The 17,861-nt window shown below is 60.5% G+C and carries 20 protein-coding genes and 1 rRNA gene; 14 read left to right on the forward strand and 7 right to left on the reverse strand.

Annotated elements, in window-relative coordinates:
- Positions 1-21: 21 nt before the first annotated feature.
- Positions 22-1,558, reverse strand: a 16S ribosomal RNA gene (locus AC1M7R_RS02755).
- A 671-nt stretch (positions 1,559-2,229) separates the two neighbouring features.
- Here AC1M7R_RS02755 and rhtA point away from each other — a divergent pair.
- A complete protein-coding gene (gene rhtA / locus AC1M7R_RS02760) occupies positions 2,230-3,117 on the forward strand; it encodes a threonine/homoserine exporter RhtA (protein WP_072459205.1) in 888 nt (295 codons plus the stop codon).
- A gap of 167 nt (positions 3,118-3,284) precedes the next feature.
- Positions 3,285-3,566 carry a hypothetical protein gene (locus AC1M7R_RS02765; protein ID WP_072393098.1) on the forward strand — a complete coding sequence of 94 codons (282 nt, stop codon included), beginning with the start codon at positions 3,285-3,287 and terminating at the stop codon, positions 3,564-3,566.
- 10 nt (positions 3,567-3,576) lie between these two features.
- Here AC1M7R_RS02765 and AC1M7R_RS02770 read toward each other — a convergent pair whose 3' ends face one another.
- A complete protein-coding gene (locus AC1M7R_RS02770; protein ID WP_072459204.1) occupies positions 3,577-4,146 on the reverse strand; it encodes a TetR/AcrR family transcriptional regulator in 570 nt (189 codons plus the stop codon).
- A gap of 90 nt (positions 4,147-4,236) precedes the next feature.
- On the opposite strand from AC1M7R_RS02770, the gene AC1M7R_RS02775 reads away from it, so the two are divergent.
- Both AC1M7R_RS02775 and AC1M7R_RS02780 read left to right on the forward strand, forming a co-directional pair.
- Positions 4,237-4,965, forward strand: coding sequence for an SDR family oxidoreductase (locus AC1M7R_RS02775; RefSeq protein WP_072394096.1), 729 nt, complete (start codon positions 4,237-4,239; stop codon positions 4,963-4,965).
- A gap of 33 nt (positions 4,966-4,998) precedes the next feature.
- The gene (locus AC1M7R_RS02780; RefSeq protein ID WP_072393104.1) at positions 4,999-5,589 is read left to right on the forward strand and encodes a 2-hydroxychromene-2-carboxylate isomerase; all 591 of its coding nucleotides are present in this window, start codon (positions 4,999-5,001) and stop codon (positions 5,587-5,589) included.
- An 8-nt stretch (positions 5,590-5,597) separates the two neighbouring features.
- Here the strand turns inward: AC1M7R_RS02780 and AC1M7R_RS02785 are convergent, their stop codons facing one another.
- The 5 genes from AC1M7R_RS02785 to AC1M7R_RS02805 form a co-directional block, all read right to left on the reverse strand.
- On the reverse strand, positions 5,598-7,406 hold the full coding sequence (locus tag AC1M7R_RS02785; protein WP_072393107.1) for an aminopeptidase P family protein: 1,809 nt from the start codon (positions 7,404-7,406) through the stop codon (positions 5,598-5,600).
- A gap of 43 nt (positions 7,407-7,449) precedes the next feature.
- Complete coding sequence (locus AC1M7R_RS02790; RefSeq protein WP_072393110.1) at positions 7,450-8,616, reverse strand: cysteine desulfurase family protein; 1,167 nt, start codon at positions 8,614-8,616, stop codon at positions 7,450-7,452.
- A gap of 158 nt (positions 8,617-8,774) precedes the next feature.
- Entirely contained in the window at positions 8,775-9,389 is a 615-nt protein-coding gene (locus AC1M7R_RS02795) for a LysE family translocator (protein ID WP_072393113.1), read from the reverse strand.
- A gap of 95 nt (positions 9,390-9,484) precedes the next feature.
- Positions 9,485-9,754 carry a hypothetical protein gene (locus AC1M7R_RS02800; protein WP_072393115.1) on the reverse strand — a complete coding sequence of 90 codons (270 nt, stop codon included), beginning with the start codon at positions 9,752-9,754 and terminating at the stop codon, positions 9,485-9,487.
- A gap of 113 nt (positions 9,755-9,867) precedes the next feature.
- Positions 9,868-10,233 carry an antibiotic biosynthesis monooxygenase gene (locus AC1M7R_RS02805; RefSeq protein WP_072393118.1) on the reverse strand — a complete coding sequence of 122 codons (366 nt, stop codon included), beginning with the start codon at positions 10,231-10,233 and terminating at the stop codon, positions 9,868-9,870.
- A 93-nt stretch (positions 10,234-10,326) separates the two neighbouring features.
- Between AC1M7R_RS02805 and soxR the strand changes: the two genes are divergently transcribed.
- The 10 genes from soxR to AC1M7R_RS02855 all read left to right on the forward strand — a co-directional run bounded on the left by soxR (position 10,327) and on the right by AC1M7R_RS02855 (position 17,807).
- The gene (soxR, locus tag AC1M7R_RS02810; RefSeq protein ID WP_072394099.1) at positions 10,327-10,779 is read left to right on the forward strand and encodes a redox-sensitive transcriptional activator SoxR; all 453 of its coding nucleotides are present in this window, start codon (positions 10,327-10,329) and stop codon (positions 10,777-10,779) included.
- 102 nt (positions 10,780-10,881) lie between these two features.
- Positions 10,882-11,340, forward strand: coding sequence for a VOC family protein (locus AC1M7R_RS02815; protein ID WP_490610229.1), 459 nt, complete (start codon positions 10,882-10,884; stop codon positions 11,338-11,340).
- Between the two features lie 294 nt (positions 11,341-11,634).
- Entirely contained in the window at positions 11,635-12,849 is a 1,215-nt protein-coding gene (locus AC1M7R_RS02820; RefSeq protein WP_072459201.1) for a PepSY-associated TM helix domain-containing protein, read from the forward strand.
- Complete coding sequence (locus tag AC1M7R_RS02825) at positions 12,846-13,391, forward strand: thiamine pyrophosphate-binding protein (RefSeq protein WP_072393128.1); 546 nt, start codon at positions 12,846-12,848, stop codon at positions 13,389-13,391. The genes AC1M7R_RS02820 and AC1M7R_RS02825 overlap by 4 nt, the downstream gene beginning before the upstream one ends.
- Positions 13,388-13,714 (forward strand): hypothetical protein, encoded by a 327-nt coding sequence (locus AC1M7R_RS02830; RefSeq protein ID WP_490610230.1) that lies wholly within the window; start codon positions 13,388-13,390, stop codon positions 13,712-13,714. Before AC1M7R_RS02825 ends, AC1M7R_RS02830 begins: the two co-directional genes overlap by 4 nt.
- Positions 13,711-14,286 (forward strand): DUF6162 family protein, encoded by a 576-nt coding sequence (locus tag AC1M7R_RS02835; RefSeq protein WP_072393134.1) that lies wholly within the window; start codon positions 13,711-13,713, stop codon positions 14,284-14,286. Before AC1M7R_RS02830 ends, AC1M7R_RS02835 begins: the two co-directional genes overlap by 4 nt.
- A 34-nt stretch (positions 14,287-14,320) precedes the next feature.
- Entirely contained in the window at positions 14,321-15,250 is a 930-nt protein-coding gene (locus AC1M7R_RS02840; RefSeq protein WP_072393137.1) for a metal ABC transporter solute-binding protein, Zn/Mn family, read from the forward strand.
- Complete coding sequence (locus AC1M7R_RS02845; RefSeq protein WP_341965549.1) at positions 15,247-16,014, forward strand: metal ABC transporter ATP-binding protein; 768 nt, start codon at positions 15,247-15,249, stop codon at positions 16,012-16,014. Before AC1M7R_RS02840 ends, AC1M7R_RS02845 begins: the two co-directional genes overlap by 4 nt.
- Positions 16,014-16,913 (forward strand): metal ABC transporter permease, encoded by a 900-nt coding sequence (locus tag AC1M7R_RS02850; RefSeq protein WP_072393143.1) that lies wholly within the window; start codon positions 16,014-16,016, stop codon positions 16,911-16,913. Before AC1M7R_RS02845 ends, AC1M7R_RS02850 begins: the two co-directional genes overlap by 1 nt.
- Positions 16,914-17,807 carry a metal ABC transporter solute-binding protein, Zn/Mn family gene (locus AC1M7R_RS02855; protein ID WP_092180335.1) on the forward strand — a complete coding sequence of 298 codons (894 nt, stop codon included), beginning with the start codon at positions 16,914-16,916 and terminating at the stop codon, positions 17,805-17,807.
- The last annotated feature ends 54 nt before the right edge of the window (positions 17,808-17,861 follow it).

Here is a 17,861-nt window from a genome sequence, read left to right on the forward strand (position 1 = left end):
GCAGCAGCTGCTGTCGTCGATTAAGGAGGTGATCCAGCCGCAGGTTCCCCTACGGCTACCTTGTTACGACTTCACCCCAGTCATGAATCACACCGTGGTAACCGTCCCCCCGAAGGTTAGACTAGCTACTTCTGGTGCAACCCACTCCCATGGTGTGACGGGCGGTGTGTACAAGGCCCGGGAACGTATTCACCGCGACATTCTGATTCGCGATTACTAGCGATTCCGACTTCACGCAGTCGAGTTGCAGACTGCGATCCGGACTACGATCGGTTTTGTGGGATTAGCTCCACCTCGCGGCTTGGCAACCCTCTGTACCGACCATTGTAGCACGTGTGTAGCCCAGGCCGTAAGGGCCATGATGACTTGACGTCATCCCCACCTTCCTCCGGTTTGTCACCGGCAGTCTCCTTAGAGTGCCCACCATTACGTGCTGGTAACTAAGGACAAGGGTTGCGCTCGTTACGGGACTTAACCCAACATCTCACGACACGAGCTGACGACAGCCATGCAGCACCTGTCTCAATGCTCCCGAAGGCACCAATCCATCTCTGGAAAGTTCATTGGATGTCAAGGCCTGGTAAGGTTCTTCGCGTTGCTTCGAATTAAACCACATGCTCCACCGCTTGTGCGGGCCCCCGTCAATTCATTTGAGTTTTAACCTTGCGGCCGTACTCCCCAGGCGGTCAACTTAATGCGTTAGCTGCGCCACTAAGAGCTCAAGGCTCCCAACGGCTAGTTGACATCGTTTACGGCGTGGACTACCAGGGTATCTAATCCTGTTTGCTCCCCACGCTTTCGCACCTCAGTGTCAGTATCAGTCCAGGTGGTCGCCTTCGCCACTGGTGTTCCTTCCTATATCTACGCATTTCACCGCTACACAGGAAATTCCACCACCCTCTACCATACTCTAGCTCGACAGTTTTGAATGCAGTTCCCAGGTTGAGCCCGGGGCTTTCACATCCAACTTAACGAACCACCTACGCGCGCTTTACGCCCAGTAATTCCGATTAACGCTTGCACCCTCTGTATTACCGCGGCTGCTGGCACAGAGTTAGCCGGTGCTTATTCTGTCGGTAACGTCAAAACAATTACGTATTAGGTAACTGCCCTTCCTCCCAACTTAAAGTGCTTTACAATCCGAAGACCTTCTTCACACACGCGGCATGGCTGGATCAGGCTTTCGCCCATTGTCCAATATTCCCCACTGCTGCCTCCCGTAGGAGTCTGGACCGTGTCTCAGTTCCAGTGTGACTGATCATCCTCTCAGACCAGTTACGGATCGTCGCCTTGGTGAGCCATTACCTCACCAACTAGCTAATCCGACCTAGGCTCATCTGATAGCGCAAGGCCCGAAGGTCCCCTGCTTTCTCCCGTAGGACGTATGCGGTATTAGCGTCCGTTTCCGAGCGTTATCCCCCACTACCAGGCAGATTCCTAGGCATTACTCACCCGTCCGCCGCTCTCAAGAGGTGCAAGCACCTCTCTACCGCTCGACTTGCATGTGTTAGGCCTGCCGCCAGCGTTCAATCTGAGCCATGATCAAACTCTTCAGTTCAAACATCTTTGGGTTTTGAGAAAACCCTAAACTTGGCTCAGCAATCGTTGGTTACATCTTTGATTTCTCGCGGAGTAACTTGTGATGCTGATAATCTGTTGACTAGCAGTCTGACTCCACAAGCACCCACACGAATTGCTTGATTCAGTTGTTAAAGAGCGGTGGGTTGAGCCTTTCGTCTCAACCGAGGCGCGCATTCTACAGCGCCCCGTACATCTGTCAAGTGGTTATTTTCAGAAGTTTTCAAAGTTTCCTTTGCAACTTCAACCACTTGCGCTTTCGATCTCTCGTCAGCGGGAGGCGAATTCTACAGCGTTAGCCGCTGCTGTCAACACCTCTTTTCCAGCGTCTTCGATCGCGAAGATCGAAGTGCCGACGGGACTTGACTGCAACCCCTGTCGACCCCTTCCGGACTTCGATGATTTGAAGTCCTGCACACCCGAAAACTTCATAACTTATTGAATCTCAAGAAGTTTTCCGTTTCGACTGCGCCGGAAGTGGGGCGAATTATAGAGACTCAGAATCTGCCGTCAACCTTTAATTTGATTTATCTATCCGCTTGCGACGATTACTGCCTGAAAGCAGTTCTATATATGGACGGGGCAACAACAAGTGCGCAATATATTGCTCAATCCATTATTCCCACACTCTTAACTGGACGACGCGTTTCAATGACTCCCCCACATCGCCCTCTGGCAGCCACCTTATACCCCGTTGCACTCCTGTTGATCGCCATGGCGTCCATCCAGTCCGGCGCCTCCCTCGCCAAAAGCATGTTTCCGGTCATAGGCGCTCAAGGCACCACGACCCTGCGACTGATATTTGCCAGCCTCATCATGCTGTTGCTGCTGCGCCCCTGGCGCGCCAAGCTCACGGCCCAATCCCTACGTACCGTAATCGTCTATGGGATGGCGCTGGGCGGTATGAATTTTCTCTTCTATATGTCGGTTCGCACGACACCGCTGGGCATCGCCGTGGCATTGGAGTTCACCGGCCCCCTGGCGGTGGCTATCTACACCTCGAGACGGGCAATCGACTTCCTCTGGATCGCTTTGGCAGTGGTTGGTCTGTGCCTGTTGATACCGACCGGAGCCACCAGCACGGGCATCGATCTGATAGGAGCAGGCTATGCCCTGGGAGCAGGTGTCTGCTGGGCGCTCTATATCCTGTTCGGTCAAAAGGCCGGAGCAGACAATGGCGTCCAGACCGCCGCGTTGGGCGTGGTGATCGCCGCCTTGTTCGTCGCCCCCTTCGGTATCGTTCATGCGGGGGCCGCGCTGCTGACGCCAAGCCTGATACCCGTCGCCATCGGCGTCGCCATCTTGTCTACAGCCCTGCCCTACACCCTCGAAATGGTCGCCCTGACCCGCCTGCCCGCCCGCACTTTCGGCACCTTGATGAGTATCGAGCCCGCCGTCGCGGCCTTGTCGGGGTTCGTATTCCTCCAGGAGTACCTTTCTTTGCCTCAATGGGCCGCCATTGCGTGCATCATTCTCGCATCGGTGGGTGCAACCTTGACCATGAACAACCCTGTAAAGCCCGCCGTCGCGGCGGATTGAAGCAGGACTTCACGAAGCTCTGGCATTTGCCGCGCTTTTAGGCCATGTTTAGGCGCGTAAGCCAATGTCAGTCATGGATTTTTTCATACAGGACGTCACGAACGCTTCAAACGCAAGCGAACACAGCCGTACGTGGACATCAGATGCACGACGGCATAAGGACGGGAATGAAACGAATTTTGATATTGATCGCCGTGCTCGCAATCGCAGGTTGCGCGGCGACCACGAAAAGTGAAGTCAAGCGTGGCAAGAAAGGTTTGCATATCAACTGCTCCGGCCTGTCCTCGTCCTGGGATCAATGCCTAGCCAGCGCCGCCAACTCATGCGCCCCGAAGAATTACAAAATCATCGCCAAGTCGGGCGATGCGGTCGAAGAACCAGGTGACTATCCTTTCGGCCTCAACCCAGCCGGCTATACCAGCCGCAGCATGATCGTCATCTGCAAATAAGCAACGGTCTTCAGTCAATCCGTTGCTCGGCCATTCGACGGCCGATCTCCTCCTGGCTGGCCTGAAGGACATTACGCTGGATCTCTGGCGCCACCAGCATGCGCGCAACGACCAGCGCTCCCACGCATTGCGACAGGATCGACCAGGCCAGGCTATCGCTTCCCAGTATCTGCGCCCAACCCTCATGCAAACGGCAGATCCAAGTCTGAGCCGTCTCCCGCACCTGTAGATCCGAACGAGCGATTTCAGCGCCAAGCACCGGCAGTGCGCAACCCGCTTCAGGTTGTTCGACATGACTCATGCTCAGGTACTGCTTGAGACAACGCTCCAACCTGGCCGCGTCCAGAACATGATCACCACTCAAACGATCCAGGCTGTGGGTCAATTCCCGCTCTACGATGGCCTTGAAAAGCTCATCCTTGGAAGAAAAGTGGCTATAGAACGCTCCTCCACTCAGCCCGATCGCCTTCATCAGCCCATCGACGCCCACCGTCGAAAAACCTGATTTCTTGGCGGATACGGCACTGCTGGCAAGCAGCTTTTCCCGGGTTTCCATTTTGTGATTGGCTGAATAACGCATGAATCCTGCCTCTGATCGTTCACCTTGACCTATACCCGACCTTAGCATAACGTCCGTTCAGCTAACGATCGTTTACCAATGAGGCTGATCATGGATAACAAGAAGGTCGTACTGGTTGTTGGCGCGGGAGATGCCACGGGTGGCGCAATTGCCAAACGTTTCGCGCGGGAAGGGTTCATCGCCTGCGTCACGCGCCGCAGCGCCGATAAACTCGCACCATTGATCGAGGCGATACACAGCCAGGGCGGCGAAGCCCACGGCTTTGCCTGTGACGCACGAAAGGAAGACGATGTGATCGCGCTTATCGAACAAATCGAAAGCCAGATCGGCCCCATCGACGCGTTCGTGTTCAACATCGGTGCCAACGTGCCCTGCAGCATTCTCGAAGAAACCGCCCGTAAATATTTCAAGATTTGGGAAATGGCCTGTTTCTCCGGTTTCCTGAACGCCCGGGAAGTGGCCAAACGCATGGTCAAGCGCCAGCGTGGAACCATTCTTTTTACCGGAGCCACAGCAGGCCTACGGGGCGCCTCGGGGTTCGCCGCGTTCGCGGGTGCCAAACACGGCATTCGAGCGCTGGCCCAGAGCATGGCTCGAGAGTTGGGCCCCCTGAATATCCATGTGGCCCATGTAGTGGTGGACGGCGCCATCGACACCGACTTCATTCGCGACAATTTCCCGGAAAAGTACGCGACCAAGGATGAGGACGGCATCCTCGATCCTGAACATATCGCCGAGAACTATTGGTACCTGCATACCCAACCTCGTGACGCCTGGACCTTCGAGCTGGACCTGCGCCCCTGGAGCGAACGCTGGTAAGTCCCTCCCCATAACAACAAGAGAGCTGTGACCATGAGCAAATCGGTAGAGTTTTTCTTCGATCTTGGCAGCCCCGCGACTTATCTGGCGTTTACCCAACTCCCCTTGCTCTGCGCACATACCGGCAGTGAGCTGATCTATCGCCCCATGCTGCTGGGCGGTGTCTTCAAGGCGACAGGCAATGCATCGCCCGTGACCGTTCCAGCCAAGGGCGCGCATATGGCCAAGGACCTGGAGCGCTTCGCCAAGCGTTATGGCGTGCCCTTCAAGCTCAATCCTTACTTCCCGATCAACACCCTGTCATTGATGCGCGCCGTGACTGGCATGCAAATGCGCCAGCCGGAACGTTTCATGGCATTCCTCGATTGTCTGTTCCAGGCCCTATGGGTCGATGCTCGAGATCTCAACCAACCGGAAACCGTGGCGACGGTGCTGGATGAAGGCGGCTTCGACCCTGGCCAGGTGCTGGCGCTGACAGCAGACGAACAAATCAAGCAAGCACTCAAGGCCACCACCGAAGAAGCCATTGCCAGGGGCGTATTCGGTGCCCCCAGCATGTTCGTTGGCGCAGAGTTGTTCTTTGGCCAGGATCGGCTGGACTTCGTCCGGGAAGCCCTCGGTTGATCTGTGGATCAGATTGCCATCGTTCGCGTGTTCAACCATTGCAGGGCGTCGCCCTCCAGCAACGGGCTCAGGCGCCGCTGCACCTCGGCGTGGTAGGCGTTGAACCAGGCCTTTTCATCCTGGGTCAGCAACGATGGCTCCAGGCAACGCGTGTCGATCGGGCACAAGGTCAGGGTTTCGAACTCGAGGAATTCGCCGAACTCGCTGCTGCCCGCCTCAAGGTTCATGGCCAGGTTCTCGATGCGCACGCCCCAGCGTCCCGGACGATACGTTCCCGGTTCGATGGATGTGATCATGCCAGGCTGCATGGCCGTCTGTGGTGTGGGAGCCGCCTGGTAGGCAATGACCTGCGGACCTTCGTGGACGTTGAGGAAATATCCGACGCCGTGACCGGTACCGTGCCCGTAGTCCACCTGCTCGGCCCAGATCGGCGCCCGCGCGATGGCGTCCAGCAGAGGCGACAGGATGCCCCGCGGAAACCGAGCCCTGGACAAGGCAATGACGCCCTTGAGCACGCGCGTGCAGTCACGCTTCTGTTCAGCGCTGGGCGTCCCGACCGGCACCATGCGGGTGATATCGGTGGTGCCGCCAAGGTACTGGCCGCCTGAGTCGATCAACAGCAAGCCATCGCCTTCGATGACCGCATGGGATTCTTCCGTGGCGCGGTAGTGAGGCATCGCACCGTTGGCGTTGAACGCGGCAATGGTATTGAAGCTCAGGGAAACGAAATCCGGACGCCGCCTGCGCGCCGCCGTCAGGTGTTCGTCGATGGTCAGCTCGGTGATGCGTTCTCGGCCCCAGGCACCTTCCAGCCAGGCGAAGAACTCACAGAGCGCCGCGCCATCCTGCTCCATGGCCCGACGGATGTGCTCGGCATCGGCCAGGCTTTTGCGAGATTTGGCCAGCGTGGTGGGGTTGAGCCCTTCCACCAGTTTCACGTCGCTGGGCAGATTGTCCAGCAAGCCGACCGTGACTCGGGCCGGATCGACCAACAGGCTCGCACCGCCCGGCACTTCCCGGAGCGCGCTGGCCGCTTCGCTGTAATCGCGCAGGGATACGCCATCCTGCTCCAGAGTCGCGCGCAACGCACCGTCGATTTTGTCCAGGGCGACGAACAAGGTCGCCTGCTGTTGGCTGATCAAGGCAAACGAAACGAACACAGGATTGAACGACACATCCGCGCCACGCAGGTTGAACAGCCAGGCGATATCGTCCAGGGTGGCGATGAAATGCCAGTCGGCGCCACGCTCCTTGAGGGTTGCACGCAGCTTGGCGAGCTTCTCGACGCGACTGACGGTCGCGTGAGGGGGCAAATGCGGGTAGACCGGCTGGTTGGGCAGGTCCGGACGGTCGCTCCAGGCCTCGTCGAGCAGATCGATATCGGTGCGCAGCCGCGCGCCTCGCTCCTGAAGCTTACCGCTCAGGGTCCGCGCCGACGCCACGGCCATCACCGCCCCATCGACCGCGACCACCGCGCCTTCTGGGGTTTGTTCGGCAAGCCAGTCCAACGGACCGGGTTGGCCCGGAATGAGCTTGACCAGTTCGATCCCACTCCCCTCCAGCTCATGGGTAGCCTGCTCCCAATAACGACTGTCGGCCCAGACCCCGGCGAAATCCCCCGTCACGATCAAGGTACCGACCGAGCCATGGAACCCCGACAGCCATTGCCGACCTTGCCAGTAACCTGGCAGGTACTCCGAAAGATGCGGATCGGCCGACGGCACCAGCAGCGAATGGATGCCTTCACGGCTCATCAGCTCACGGATTCGGGCCAGGCGTTGGGGAACCAGTCCGTGGGTCAAAGGCTCGGTACTCATCGTTTCTCCTGTTCATCATTATTGTTCGCGCCGGACATCCGGCTTATGAAGTGGTGGCCCAGAATGCTGGCGCAGCGGCGCAGGCCGCCTTGATCAACCGTACCGCCTCGTCGATATCCTGTTCACGGGTGAAGCGTCCCAGACTCAAGCGGATGGTGCGCCCCGCCGCACGCGCATCGAGCCCCAAGGCCAGCAGCACGTGGGATGGCGTATTGTTCGCCGAATTGCAGGCAGACGTGGCGGAAAAAGCAAGCGAAGCCCCCAATGCAGTCGGGTCGAATTCCCCGTCATTGAAAGTCAGGCTCAGCGTATGCGCAATTCGCTGGGTCGCACTGCCATTGACTCGCACACCCGGCAGGGCCAGCAGCGGTTCGAGCAAACGATTGCGCAATCGAGCGATTTTGTCGAGTTCATCGTCGAACGCCTGATTCGCCAGTTCGAAGGCCGCGCCCATGGCTGCGATCTGATGGGTTGCGAGCGTGCCGGAACGGAAACCTCCCTCATGCCCGCCGCCATGGATCTGGGCTGACAGACGCGGCCGTGCGCGCTCACCGACATAAAGCGCGCCGATACCTTTGGGGCCATAGATCTTGTGGGCGGAAAACGACATCAGGTCCACCGGCCACCGGGCCAGGTCGATCCTGACCTTGCCGGCCCCCTGGGCAGCATCCACATGAAACAGTGCGCCATGGCCACGCACGATCTCGCCGATGGCCGCGACGTCGTTCAGGGTACCCAACTCATTGTTCACCAGCATCAGCGACACCAGGAAAGTGTCTTCGCGCAACGCCTCGCGCACCGCTTGCGGGTCGATCAGGCCATCGGCGTCCGGCGCCAGCCGGGTCACCGCAACGCCGCCCTCTTCCAGTTGCCGGACTGTGTCGAGAACCGCCTTGTGCTCGATCAGGCTGGTGATGACATGCCCCGTGGACGCCCCGCGCGCCTGGGTCACGCCCTTGAGGGCCAGATTGTTGGATTCGGTGGCGCCGGAAGTCCAGACGATCTGCTCCGACTGCGCTCCCACCAACTGCGCCACCTGCCGGCGCGCATGCTCCACCGAGCGGCGGGCCTGCTGGCCGAAAGCGTGGGAGCTGGAGGCCGGATTGCCGAAATTGCCGTCGAAGCCCAGGCATTCAACCATCACCTGGATGACCCGCTCATCCACCGGCGTAGTGGCGGCATAATCGAAATACAAAGGACGTTTATTCATGGAAAACTCGCAGAGCCTGTTCCGGGACCGGGCGCCCTCGTTGGGTTCGAGACTGGCGTTACCCGATCAAGACCTTAAAGAAGTGAGACTTCGTTTAAAAGTGCGTAGGAACGCTCCTGAACAGCGAGCTTAGCAGGCATCCGGTCGAAGCTCAGCCCTCAACCGATGCTTTCGAGCAACAACGGGTACAGCGAGGCAACCAGCAACAGGGCCATGCCCCAGTTGAACAACCGCAACCAGCGGCGATCACGCAGCAGATTGCGCAAGAGACTGCCGCACACCACCCACAGGCTCACGCTGGGCAAGTTGATCAGAGCAAACACCGCGGCAATCACCACCACATTGAAGAAATAACCCTGAAGCGGCGTGTATGTACTGATAGCGCCGATAGCCATGATCCAGGCCTTGGGGTTGACCCATTGGAAGGCCGCCGCGCCCCAATAGCTGATAGGTGTCTGCTCCCCCGTCCGGCTGTCCGAGACCGGACCGGAGTGGGCGATTTTCCAGGCCAGGTACAGCAGGTAGGCTGCGCCGGCGTAGCGCAGCACGGTATAGAGCAACGGATAAGTCTGGAACACCGCCCCCAGGCCAAGGCCCACCGCCAGCACCAAGGAAAAGAACCCGCAGGTGATGCCCAGCATGTGAGGAATGGTGCGGTTGAATCCGAAATTGACACCCGAAGCCAGCAACATTGTGTTGTTGGGGCCAGGCGTGATCGAGGTCACGAGGGCAAACAGGGCAAAGCCCAGCAGCAGATCAAGCGAAAGGGTCATGGCAGGAATCCATCGGGTGGTCGGGTAATGACCCTACCCGACGTTTCGACCCAAACCCATGGACAGTTGAGTGAAACTTCAAGCAGTACAGTCGCTCAGCTTGGCCTGCCTGGCAGCTTCTGTACGGTCTGCTCAGCGCTCATCTCGCCACGGTCATCGAAGCTCGAATTCTTCTGCGATGGACCGAGCAACTCGGCTTTTTTCGCATGATATTCATCGAACGACAGTCCCCGGCGATTCAAGGCTTCAAGCGCCAGTTCACGGGTTTCTTCGGCGGTGTAGGGACGCAATTCAGGCGAGGAACTGGCGCAACCGCTCAATACGGCGATGGCCGACAACAGCAAGACAGCAAGGATACGATTCATGGCGAGTGTCCAGTGTTCCGAGGTGATGGAACAAAGGCTACCCGCCAGCCTCGCGGGGCAGAAATCAACCCTCTCGATAGTGGGTATCGCCGCTTCGGATCCCGTCGCTGCGCTCAGACGACCAATTGGCAATGCAGCGCATTGTCCGGGCTGCGCTCGATGCTGCGCACCACCTGGAACGAGCCGAACGTCACCGCCCTGACCCGGTGTGCCGGAATCAATTGCCAGAAATCCTCGTCACCGCTTTCAAAGCATCGAAACGCGTCTTGGCCCGCCTCGCGGGTTCGCCACTGCAAGTAGCCGAGTACACGCCTGCCATCCTCGCTGGCCTGGATACTGGCGCTTAGAAACCCCTGCTGATCCCGAGCCAGGCGTTCGATCCGTTCCGACAGCGCCAGGATCAATGTCGGCTGCCATTGCGGTTCGATGTCGAATTCGATCAGTTGAGTAAAGCTGCGATTGTTCCCAGGCACGTGCATGACGGTTCCTCGATACAGGTGGGGCGAATCTTGCGATCCGAAGGCGTGCAGGGTAAAACCTCCAGTTAACTCAAGGTCAAGCGGTGAATGATCATGACGCAGATCGATGTCCACAAAGCGCTCACCGTAGGCCAGGTGGCCGCCCGCAGCGGCGTCGCGGTCACTGCCTTGCATTTCTATGAAGCAAAGGGGCTGATCAGGAGTACCCGCAACCAGGGCAACCAACGACGCTATCCCAGGGGCGTGTTACGGCGCGTGGCGCTGATCAAGGCGGCCCAGGGCCTGGGTATCCCCCTGGCGGAAATCGGCCGGGCCCTGGAAACCCTGCCCGCCGACCAAGCCCCGACGGCTGCCGACTGGAAGCGCCTGTCGCAACAATGGAGTCGCGACCTGGACGAACGCATCAATCAATTGGTGGCACTGCGTGACCGGCTCGAAGGCTGTATCGGCTGCGGGTGCCTGTCGATGCAAGCGTGTCCGCTGCGCAACCAGGGGGACGTATTGGGCAAGCGTGGACCGGGCCCTCATCTGCTGGATCAGACCTGAAACGTTCGTCGGCGCAAGAGTCGGCTCCAGGTCGCTGCCCTATAGTGGTGAAGCGCAAATCGACGAAGGTCTCTTCGTCGTACGGGAACAAGGAGAAATGTCATGGGCGTCAAAGCCATTCCAGAAGGCTTCCACAGCGTCACGCCTTACCTGGGCATCAAAGAAGCTGCGCAAGCCATCGATTTCTATAAAAAAGCCTTCAATGCCACTGAAGTCATGCGCCTGGCCATGCCCGACGGGAGCATCGGTCATGCCGTACTGCGGATCGGCGGAAGCCCCATCATGCTCGGCACGCCATGCGATCAGGGCCCGCTGAGCAATCCCGATCAATCGCCATCGGTGGGCCTGCACCTATACGTCGAGGACGTCGACAGCCTGTTTGCCCAGGCGATCGCCGCCGGTGGAACCGTGATTTGCGAAGTCAGGGATCAGTTCTATGGCGACCGCAGCGGTTCCCTGAAGGATCCCTATGGGCACGTGTGGTTTCTGGCAACCCATAAAGAGGATTTGACCCAGGAGCAGATCGAACAGCGGGCCAGGGAGATGTTCCAGCAAAACTGATTTCCCTGCTCATCCCTGCAATCACCCAGGCCTGTTCGCGAGCACTGCGGTCCGACGGTACAGAGGCTGCCAACCGACACGTCACTCTCGCGCACAGGCTCATCTGCAAAGGCCGGGCGCGTTCGGTAAACGCGAAACATTTTCTTTCATCTTTATCTTCGGGATTTCCTCTGCTCGTTCGTCTTAATTAGATGCAACAGGCCGCGTCGGCAAAAGCCACGGCCTGTTTTTCATGGTTCACGGTGTTGCGAAGCCCGCGATACGGAACCTTTCATCGGATCAAGACGTTCAGCCATGTCAAAGAAGTCCCGCTCCAAACTCTGGTTCCTGGTGCATAGCTGGTTGGCGCTGCCCATCTGGTTTTTTGTACTCATCGTCTGCGTCACCGGCACACTGGCGGTGGTCAGCCAGGAAATCGTCTGGCTGGTCAACCCGGACATGCGCGCCAGCAAACCCTCAGACGATGCCCAACGGCTCAGCTACGACCAGGTCGTCGCCGCCATCAAGCGCGCCCAGCCGCAGACCCAGGTGCTAAGCATCGCCCGTCCGGACGAGTCGCATTTCGCCCTGGAGGCCAAGGTGACCTACCCCGACGGCCGTCCCGACACCGTCTACGTCAACCCGTACACCGGGATCGTCCAGGGCTCGGCGCCGGTGTTCAACTTCAGGGCCTTCACCCGCGCCCTGCATGGATGGTGGTTGGTGCCGTTCACCAACGGCTACAGCTGGGGCTGGTATCTGGTCTCGTTCCTGGGGCTGCCGCTGCTGGCCTCCCTGGTGACCGGGCTGGTGGTCTACAAGCGGTTCTGGAAAGGATTCTTCCATCCGACCCTGCGCCTGCGCCACGGTGCACGGATTTTCTGGGGAGATTTCCACCGCCTCAGCGGCATCTGGTCGATCTGGTTCATCGCAGTCATCTCCATTACCGGCACCTGGTTCCTGATCCAGGCCGTGCTGGGCGATAACCACATTTCCATTTCCAGCGCCCCGGTAATACCGGCCGTCTCCCGTGAAAGCGTGCCCTTGTCGACCGACGGCCTGCCACCGCCGCAACTGAGCCTGGACCGGGCCGTCGAGATCGCCCGGCAACAGATTCCTGGCCTGGAAGCGAGCTTCATCAGCATGCCCGGCAATGCCTACAGCCACCTGGAGATCGGTGGGCGCGGCTGGTACCCGCTGATGTTCCAGACCGCCACGATCCATCCCTATACAGGCGAGGTGGCGGCCTCGCGGTTGCTGTCGGATCGCACGGCGCTGGAGTTCGTCACCGAGTCGATGCGCCCGTTGCACACCGGGGACTTCGGCGGGCTCTGGATCAAACTCATCTGGTTTTTCTTCGGCCTGGTCCTGAGCATGATGGTCCTCAGCGGACTGCTGATCTGGACCAAACGCACCGCCCTGGCCACCGCCAATGCCTTCAAGCGCAGTCATAAAGCCCCGCGCGCGCCTCAGGCCGTCCGCCCGCTGCAACCGTCCATCAATCGTGAATCACCGGAGGGCAACCTGTGAGCCAGACCACCGTGGCACCACCCTCTCCCTCTCGCCTGGCCCTGTTCTGGCAGAAATGGCGCTTCCATCTCAACGTGCTGTTGCTGCTGATTCCCCTGGGCTTCATGCCCAAGTACTTTTCCGAAGCGGCCCTGTTCCGGGGCGATGCCGGCCTCGGCGAACGGGAGGTCGGCGAAATCCAGGTCGGTCCCTGGAGCGTGCGACTGGCCGAATTTCGCGATGAAGCCCCGCGTGCCGACGGCCCGGCCGGGCATATGAAGCAATTCAACGCCGCGCTTTGCCAAAGCTGCATCAGCCAGGTCAAGGCCACCTACCTGCGCATCGGCAAGCCTCGCAGCCTGCGAGCCGCCGGAGTGATTTTCTTCGGTTCGCCCTATCGCATGGGCGCCTGGTTGCCGGTGCCGAAGAAAACCCAGCCCGACGCCGAACTGTGGCTCACCCTCGAAGGCTGGGACGGTTCGATGCACCAGGCCTCCATTCCCCTGAGCCAGGCTTCTCCGGCCACCATTGCCTGGCTGAAGACCCACGGAACCCAACCATGACCCACAACACCTCTCTGCGCAGCCTGGCGCTGCTCCTGTGCGTCGGTTTCAGCGCCGGCGTCCAGGCCCACAACCCCATGTGCGAATGCAAGGCCATCGATGCCGAGCAGATCCAGTGCACCGGCGGCTTTTCCGACGGCAGTGGCGCTCCCGGCGTGACGCTGGACGTGATCGGCTACGACGAAACCATCCTGGTGCCGGGCAAGCTCGGCGCCGATTCGAAACTGACCTTCAAGAAACCGGACACCGAATTCTACGTACTCTTCGACGCAGGCCCTGGCCACGTGGTGGAAATCGACCAAGCCGACATCGAGGTCCCATGAGCAACGCCACCACTCAGGTCATCCGCCCCGCAGGCGCGGGCCATGAAACACTCTACGTATTGCTGCTGTGCCTGTTCATTGTCCTTGTGGCCGGTTCGGTCGTGGCCTTGCATGGAGAAACCCAGGATGTCAGCCACCTCGCCGCTCACCAGATCGACGCCCGCCGCGACCTCAGCGCCGCCGAACAAGGCATCTATGCCGACCTGCGGGTGACGCTGGATGAGATCCGCCTGCTGCGCGAGGAGCAACAGGCGCTGCCCAGTCCGCAGGTCCTGGCCGATGAAGGCTTTGCCCCTTTCGCCAAGGACGCGAGTTCCGTCAGCCGGGGCGGCCACGCTTGGCAACGGTTGGAGGACCACGCCTACTTCGGTGCAAGTGCCAATGCCTCCATTGCCGGTTCGTTTCTGATGCGCATCAGCGAAACGTCCGACGCAGCCCCTGATATCTGGCTCAACCGGGGTACCCCGCTCGCGCCCCCCGGCGCGCTGGACGACAGCACCCTGTCCGCCGCGGGCTGGCAACAGATCGTCGCGCAGTTCGATGCCGGCGTAACGCGCCAGCACCGGCACTGACCCCACGTCTCACTGCAGAGAAGACCGCTCGCCCATGTCTATTGCATCTCAACGCCAGCCCTTGCTACGCCTGCTGCTGATCGGCCTGCTGGCCTGCCTGTTCACCGCCCCGGCCAACGCCGAAACCGCCAAGCGCCTGCGCATCGGCATTACCCTGCACCCTTACTACAGTTACGTCGCCAACATCGTCGGCGACAAGGCTGAAGTAGTGCCGCTGATCCCCGCCGGTTTCAATCCCCATGCCTATGAACCACGCGCCGAGGACATCAAGCGCATCAGTGGTCTGGATGTGGTCGTGCTCAATGGCGTCGGCCATGACGATTTCGCCGACCGGATGATCGCCGCCAGCGAAACCCCGGACGTGAAAGTGATCGAGGCCAACGAGAACGTTCCCCTGCTGGCCGCCACCGGTACTGCCGCCCGGGGAGCCGGCAAGGTGGTGAACCCGCACACCTTCCTGTCCATCAGTGCCTCCATTGCCCAGGTCAACAACATTGCCCGGGAACTGGGCAAGCTCGACCCGGACAACGCCCAGGCCTACACCCAGAACGCCCGTGCCTATGGCAAGCGCCTGCGGCAGATGCGCGCCGCCGCCCTGGCGAAGCTGACCCAGGCACCCAACGCCGAACTGCGGGTCGCCACGGTACATGCCGCCTACGATTACCTGCTGCGTGAATTCGGCCTGGAAGTGACCGCCGTGGTGGAGCCGGCACATGGCATCGAGCCGAGCCCCAGCCAGTTGAAGAAAACCATCGATCAACTCCGGGAGCTGGACGTGAAGGTGATCTTCTCGGAGATGGATTTCCCGTCCACCTATGTCGACACCATCCAACGTGAATCCGGAGTGAAGCTGTATCCGCTTTCGCACATTTCCTACGGTGAATACAGCGCCGAGAAATATGAAAAGGAGATGGCCGGCAACCTCGACACCGTGGTCCGGGCAATCCAGGAGTCCGGCGCATGACCGTCCAGGAAACCCTCACCCTGCAACGCGTCGGACCCCTGGTCGAATTCGCCGACGTCAGCCTGAACCTGGGCCGCACGCTCATTCTCGACGGCGTGGCTTTCCAGGTGCAGGCCGGCAGCGTCCACGCCCTGGTCGGCCCCAACGGCGGCGGCAAGAGCTCATTGATCAAGACCCTGCTCGGGCAGATGCCCCACCAGGGACAGCTGAGCCTGCAATGGCCAGGCGAACCCGGCCTCATCGGCTATGTGCCCCAGGCGCTGGAGTTCGATCGGGGCCTGCCCATGACCGTGGATGACTTCATGGCGGCGATGTGTCAGCGCAAGCCCGCCTTTCTCGGCTTGAGCAAGCATTACACCGACGCCATCGGCCAGGCCCTGGAGCGGGTCGGCATGCAAGACAAGCGCAAGCGCCGCATGGGCGCGCTGTCCGGCGGCGAGCGCCAGCGGGTGTTGCTGGCCCAAGGGTTGATTCCTTCGCCGCAATTGCTGGTGCTGGACGAGCCGATGTCGGCCCTGGACGAGGCTGGCATCCAGGTTTTCGAGCGGTTGCTGCAGGACTGGCGCCAGGCAGGTATCACCGTGCTGTGGATCGAACATGACCTGGAAGCCGTCGGGCGTCTGGCCGACCGTGTCACCGGATTGAATCGCCGGGTACTGTTCGACGGCCCGCCGCGCCAGGCCTTGACGCCGGAACGGTTGCTGTCACTGTTTTCCACGCATCCGCGCACCCCTCATCCACACAGCAACGGGAGTGCCGCCTGATGAGTTATGAAGCCTTTCGTCTGACGGTGCAGGCCTGGGCCTCGTCCGGTTACCTGCCCGAGGCGCTGGCCTACGGTTTCGTGGTCAATGCGTTGTTGGCCGGGCTGTTGATCGGCCCGGTACTGGGCGGCCTCGGCACGCTGGTGGTGGTCAAGCGTTTCGCGTTCTTCTCCGAGGCCGTGGGCCACGCCGCACTGACCGGCGTGGCAATCGGCATTCTGCTGGGCGAACCCTATACCGGCCCCTACGGCAGCCTGTTCGGCTACTGCCTGCTGTTCGGCATCCTTCTCAATTACCTGCGCAACCGCACCGGCCTGGCCCCCGACACGCTGATCGGCGTCTTCCTGTCGGTTTCCCTGGCCCTGGGCGCCAGCCTGCTGTTGATCCTGGCCGGCAAGATCAACGTGCATATCCTGGAGAACGTGCTGTTCGGTTCGGTGCTGACGGTCAACGGCAATGACCTGCTGGTGCTGGCGGTGGTCGGCTCGCTGGTGATGGCGCTGGCCTTGCCGCTGTACAACCGCATCATGCTCGCCAGCTTCAACCCGCAGTTGGCGGCGGTGCGCGGTGTGGCGGTCAAGACCCTGGATTACCTGTTCGTGGTCCTGGTGACCTTGATCACCGTAGCGGCAGTGAAGGTCATCGGGGCCATTCTGGTGGGCGCGTTGCTGGTGATTCCCGCCGCGGCGGCACGCTTGCTCAGCCAATCGTTGAAAGGCTTCTTCTGGTGTTCGGTACTGATCGCGACCCTCAGTACCTTGTGCGGGATTCTTGCGCCAATTGTCTTCGACCTGCCGATCCCATCCGGTGCCGCGATCATCCTGGTGGCCGGCATCGCCTTCGCCCTGAGCGCCATCGCCCGTGGCGTCGTCCCCAGCCTCAAAGGGAATCTTGGATAAATGGTTTTTTCATTGCGACAACTGACCCTGGCCTTCGCGTTGTGCGGCGTGGCCGCCACCTCGTCATTCGCCAGCGAAAAGGTTCGTCTGCTGGCATCTCTGCCAGTTACCTATGGATTGAGCGAGGCCTTGCTCAAGGGCACCGATGTCAGCCTGGAGCGAGCCGCCCCCGCCAACCTGCCCGGCACCCGCCAGAGTGCCTACTTCAGTGGCCGGGGCGCAGCGGCGCTGAGCAAGCTGGCCAGTGACGCCGACGCGGTGATCGGCCTGCGCTCGCTATGGCCGGACGATCCGCTGTATCCCATGGCCCGACGCAGCAATATCCGCGTCGTCGAAATCGACGCCGCGCGCCCGGTGGATGGCGCCCTGCCCGGTATCGCCGTGCAACCGGGAATGGCCGACGGCCTGGCGAGCCAGCCGTGGATGGCCAGTCATAACCTGGGCCGCATGGCCGATGTGATCGCCGCCGATCTGGTGCGACTGGCCCCGACGGCCAAACCGAGGATCGATACCAACCTGGCGGCCCTCAAGCAGCGTCTGCTCAAGCTCAGCGCCGACAGCGAAAAACAGCTCGCCAATGCCGACAACCCGAGCGTGGTCAGCCTGAGCGAGCATTTCGGCTACCTGATCAGCGGGCTCAACCTGGACGCCATCAGCACCGATACCCGGCCCGATGCCGAATGGACCGCCGAAACCCTCAAGCAATTGAGTGCGACGTTGAAGGACAACGACGTGGCGCTGGTGCTCCATCATCGCCAGCCTTCGGATGCGCTGAAGGCAGCCATTGCCGAGGGCGGCAGCCGATTGCTGGTGCTCAGCACCGATGCCGCCGATCCGGTAGCGGAGCTGGAGAGTAATGTGGGGCTGGTCGTCGCCGCGCTGACGGAAGGCTGACGGCCATCCCTTGTGGGAGCGAGCTTGCTCGCGAAGAGGCCGGCACATTCAAGA

The sequence above is a fragment of the Pseudomonas sp. MS01C9 genome, assembly GCF_058202755.1.

Coding starts and splice junctions, on each gene's coding strand:
- AC1M7R_RS02835 (WP_072393134.1), top strand. CDS start 13,711: ATGAGCAACGCCACCACTCAGGTCATCCGCCCCGCAGGCGCGGGCCAT.
- AC1M7R_RS02780 (WP_072393104.1), top strand. CDS start 4,999: ATGAGCAAATCGGTAGAGTTTTTCTTCGATCTTGGCAGCCCCGCGACT.
- AC1M7R_RS02845 (WP_341965549.1), top strand. CDS start 15,247: ATGACCGTCCAGGAAACCCTCACCCTGCAACGCGTCGGACCCCTGGTC.
- soxR (WP_072394099.1), top strand. CDS start 10,327: ATGACGCAGATCGATGTCCACAAAGCGCTCACCGTAGGCCAGGTGGCC.
- AC1M7R_RS02790 (WP_072393110.1), bottom strand. CDS start 8,616: ATGAATAAACGTCCTTTGTATTTCGATTATGCCGCCACTACGCCGGTG.
- AC1M7R_RS02765 (WP_072393098.1), top strand. CDS start 3,285: ATGAAACGAATTTTGATATTGATCGCCGTGCTCGCAATCGCAGGTTGC.
- AC1M7R_RS02795 (WP_072393113.1), bottom strand. CDS start 9,389: ATGACCCTTTCGCTTGATCTGCTGCTGGGCTTTGCCCTGTTTGCCCTC.
- rhtA (WP_072459205.1), top strand. CDS start 2,230: ATGACTCCCCCACATCGCCCTCTGGCAGCCACCTTATACCCCGTTGCA.
- AC1M7R_RS02775 (WP_072394096.1), top strand. CDS start 4,237: ATGGATAACAAGAAGGTCGTACTGGTTGTTGGCGCGGGAGATGCCACG.
- AC1M7R_RS02815 (WP_490610229.1), top strand. CDS start 10,882: ATGGGCGTCAAAGCCATTCCAGAAGGCTTCCACAGCGTCACGCCTTAC.
- AC1M7R_RS02840 (WP_072393137.1), top strand. CDS start 14,321: ATGTCTATTGCATCTCAACGCCAGCCCTTGCTACGCCTGCTGCTGATC.
- AC1M7R_RS02855 (WP_092180335.1), top strand. CDS start 16,914: ATGGTTTTTTCATTGCGACAACTGACCCTGGCCTTCGCGTTGTGCGGC.
- AC1M7R_RS02770 (WP_072459204.1), bottom strand. CDS start 4,146: ATGCGTTATTCAGCCAATCACAAAATGGAAACCCGGGAAAAGCTGCTT.
- AC1M7R_RS02850 (WP_072393143.1), top strand. CDS start 16,014: ATGAGTTATGAAGCCTTTCGTCTGACGGTGCAGGCCTGGGCCTCGTCC.
- AC1M7R_RS02820 (WP_072459201.1), top strand. CDS start 11,635: ATGTCAAAGAAGTCCCGCTCCAAACTCTGGTTCCTGGTGCATAGCTGG.
- AC1M7R_RS02830 (WP_490610230.1), top strand. CDS start 13,388: ATGACCCACAACACCTCTCTGCGCAGCCTGGCGCTGCTCCTGTGCGTC.
- AC1M7R_RS02805 (WP_072393118.1), bottom strand. CDS start 10,233: ATGCACGTGCCTGGGAACAATCGCAGCTTTACTCAACTGATCGAATTC.
- AC1M7R_RS02785 (WP_072393107.1), bottom strand. CDS start 7,406: ATGAGTACCGAGCCTTTGACCCACGGACTGGTTCCCCAACGCCTGGCC.
- AC1M7R_RS02800 (WP_072393115.1), bottom strand. CDS start 9,754: ATGAATCGTATCCTTGCTGTCTTGCTGTTGTCGGCCATCGCCGTATTG.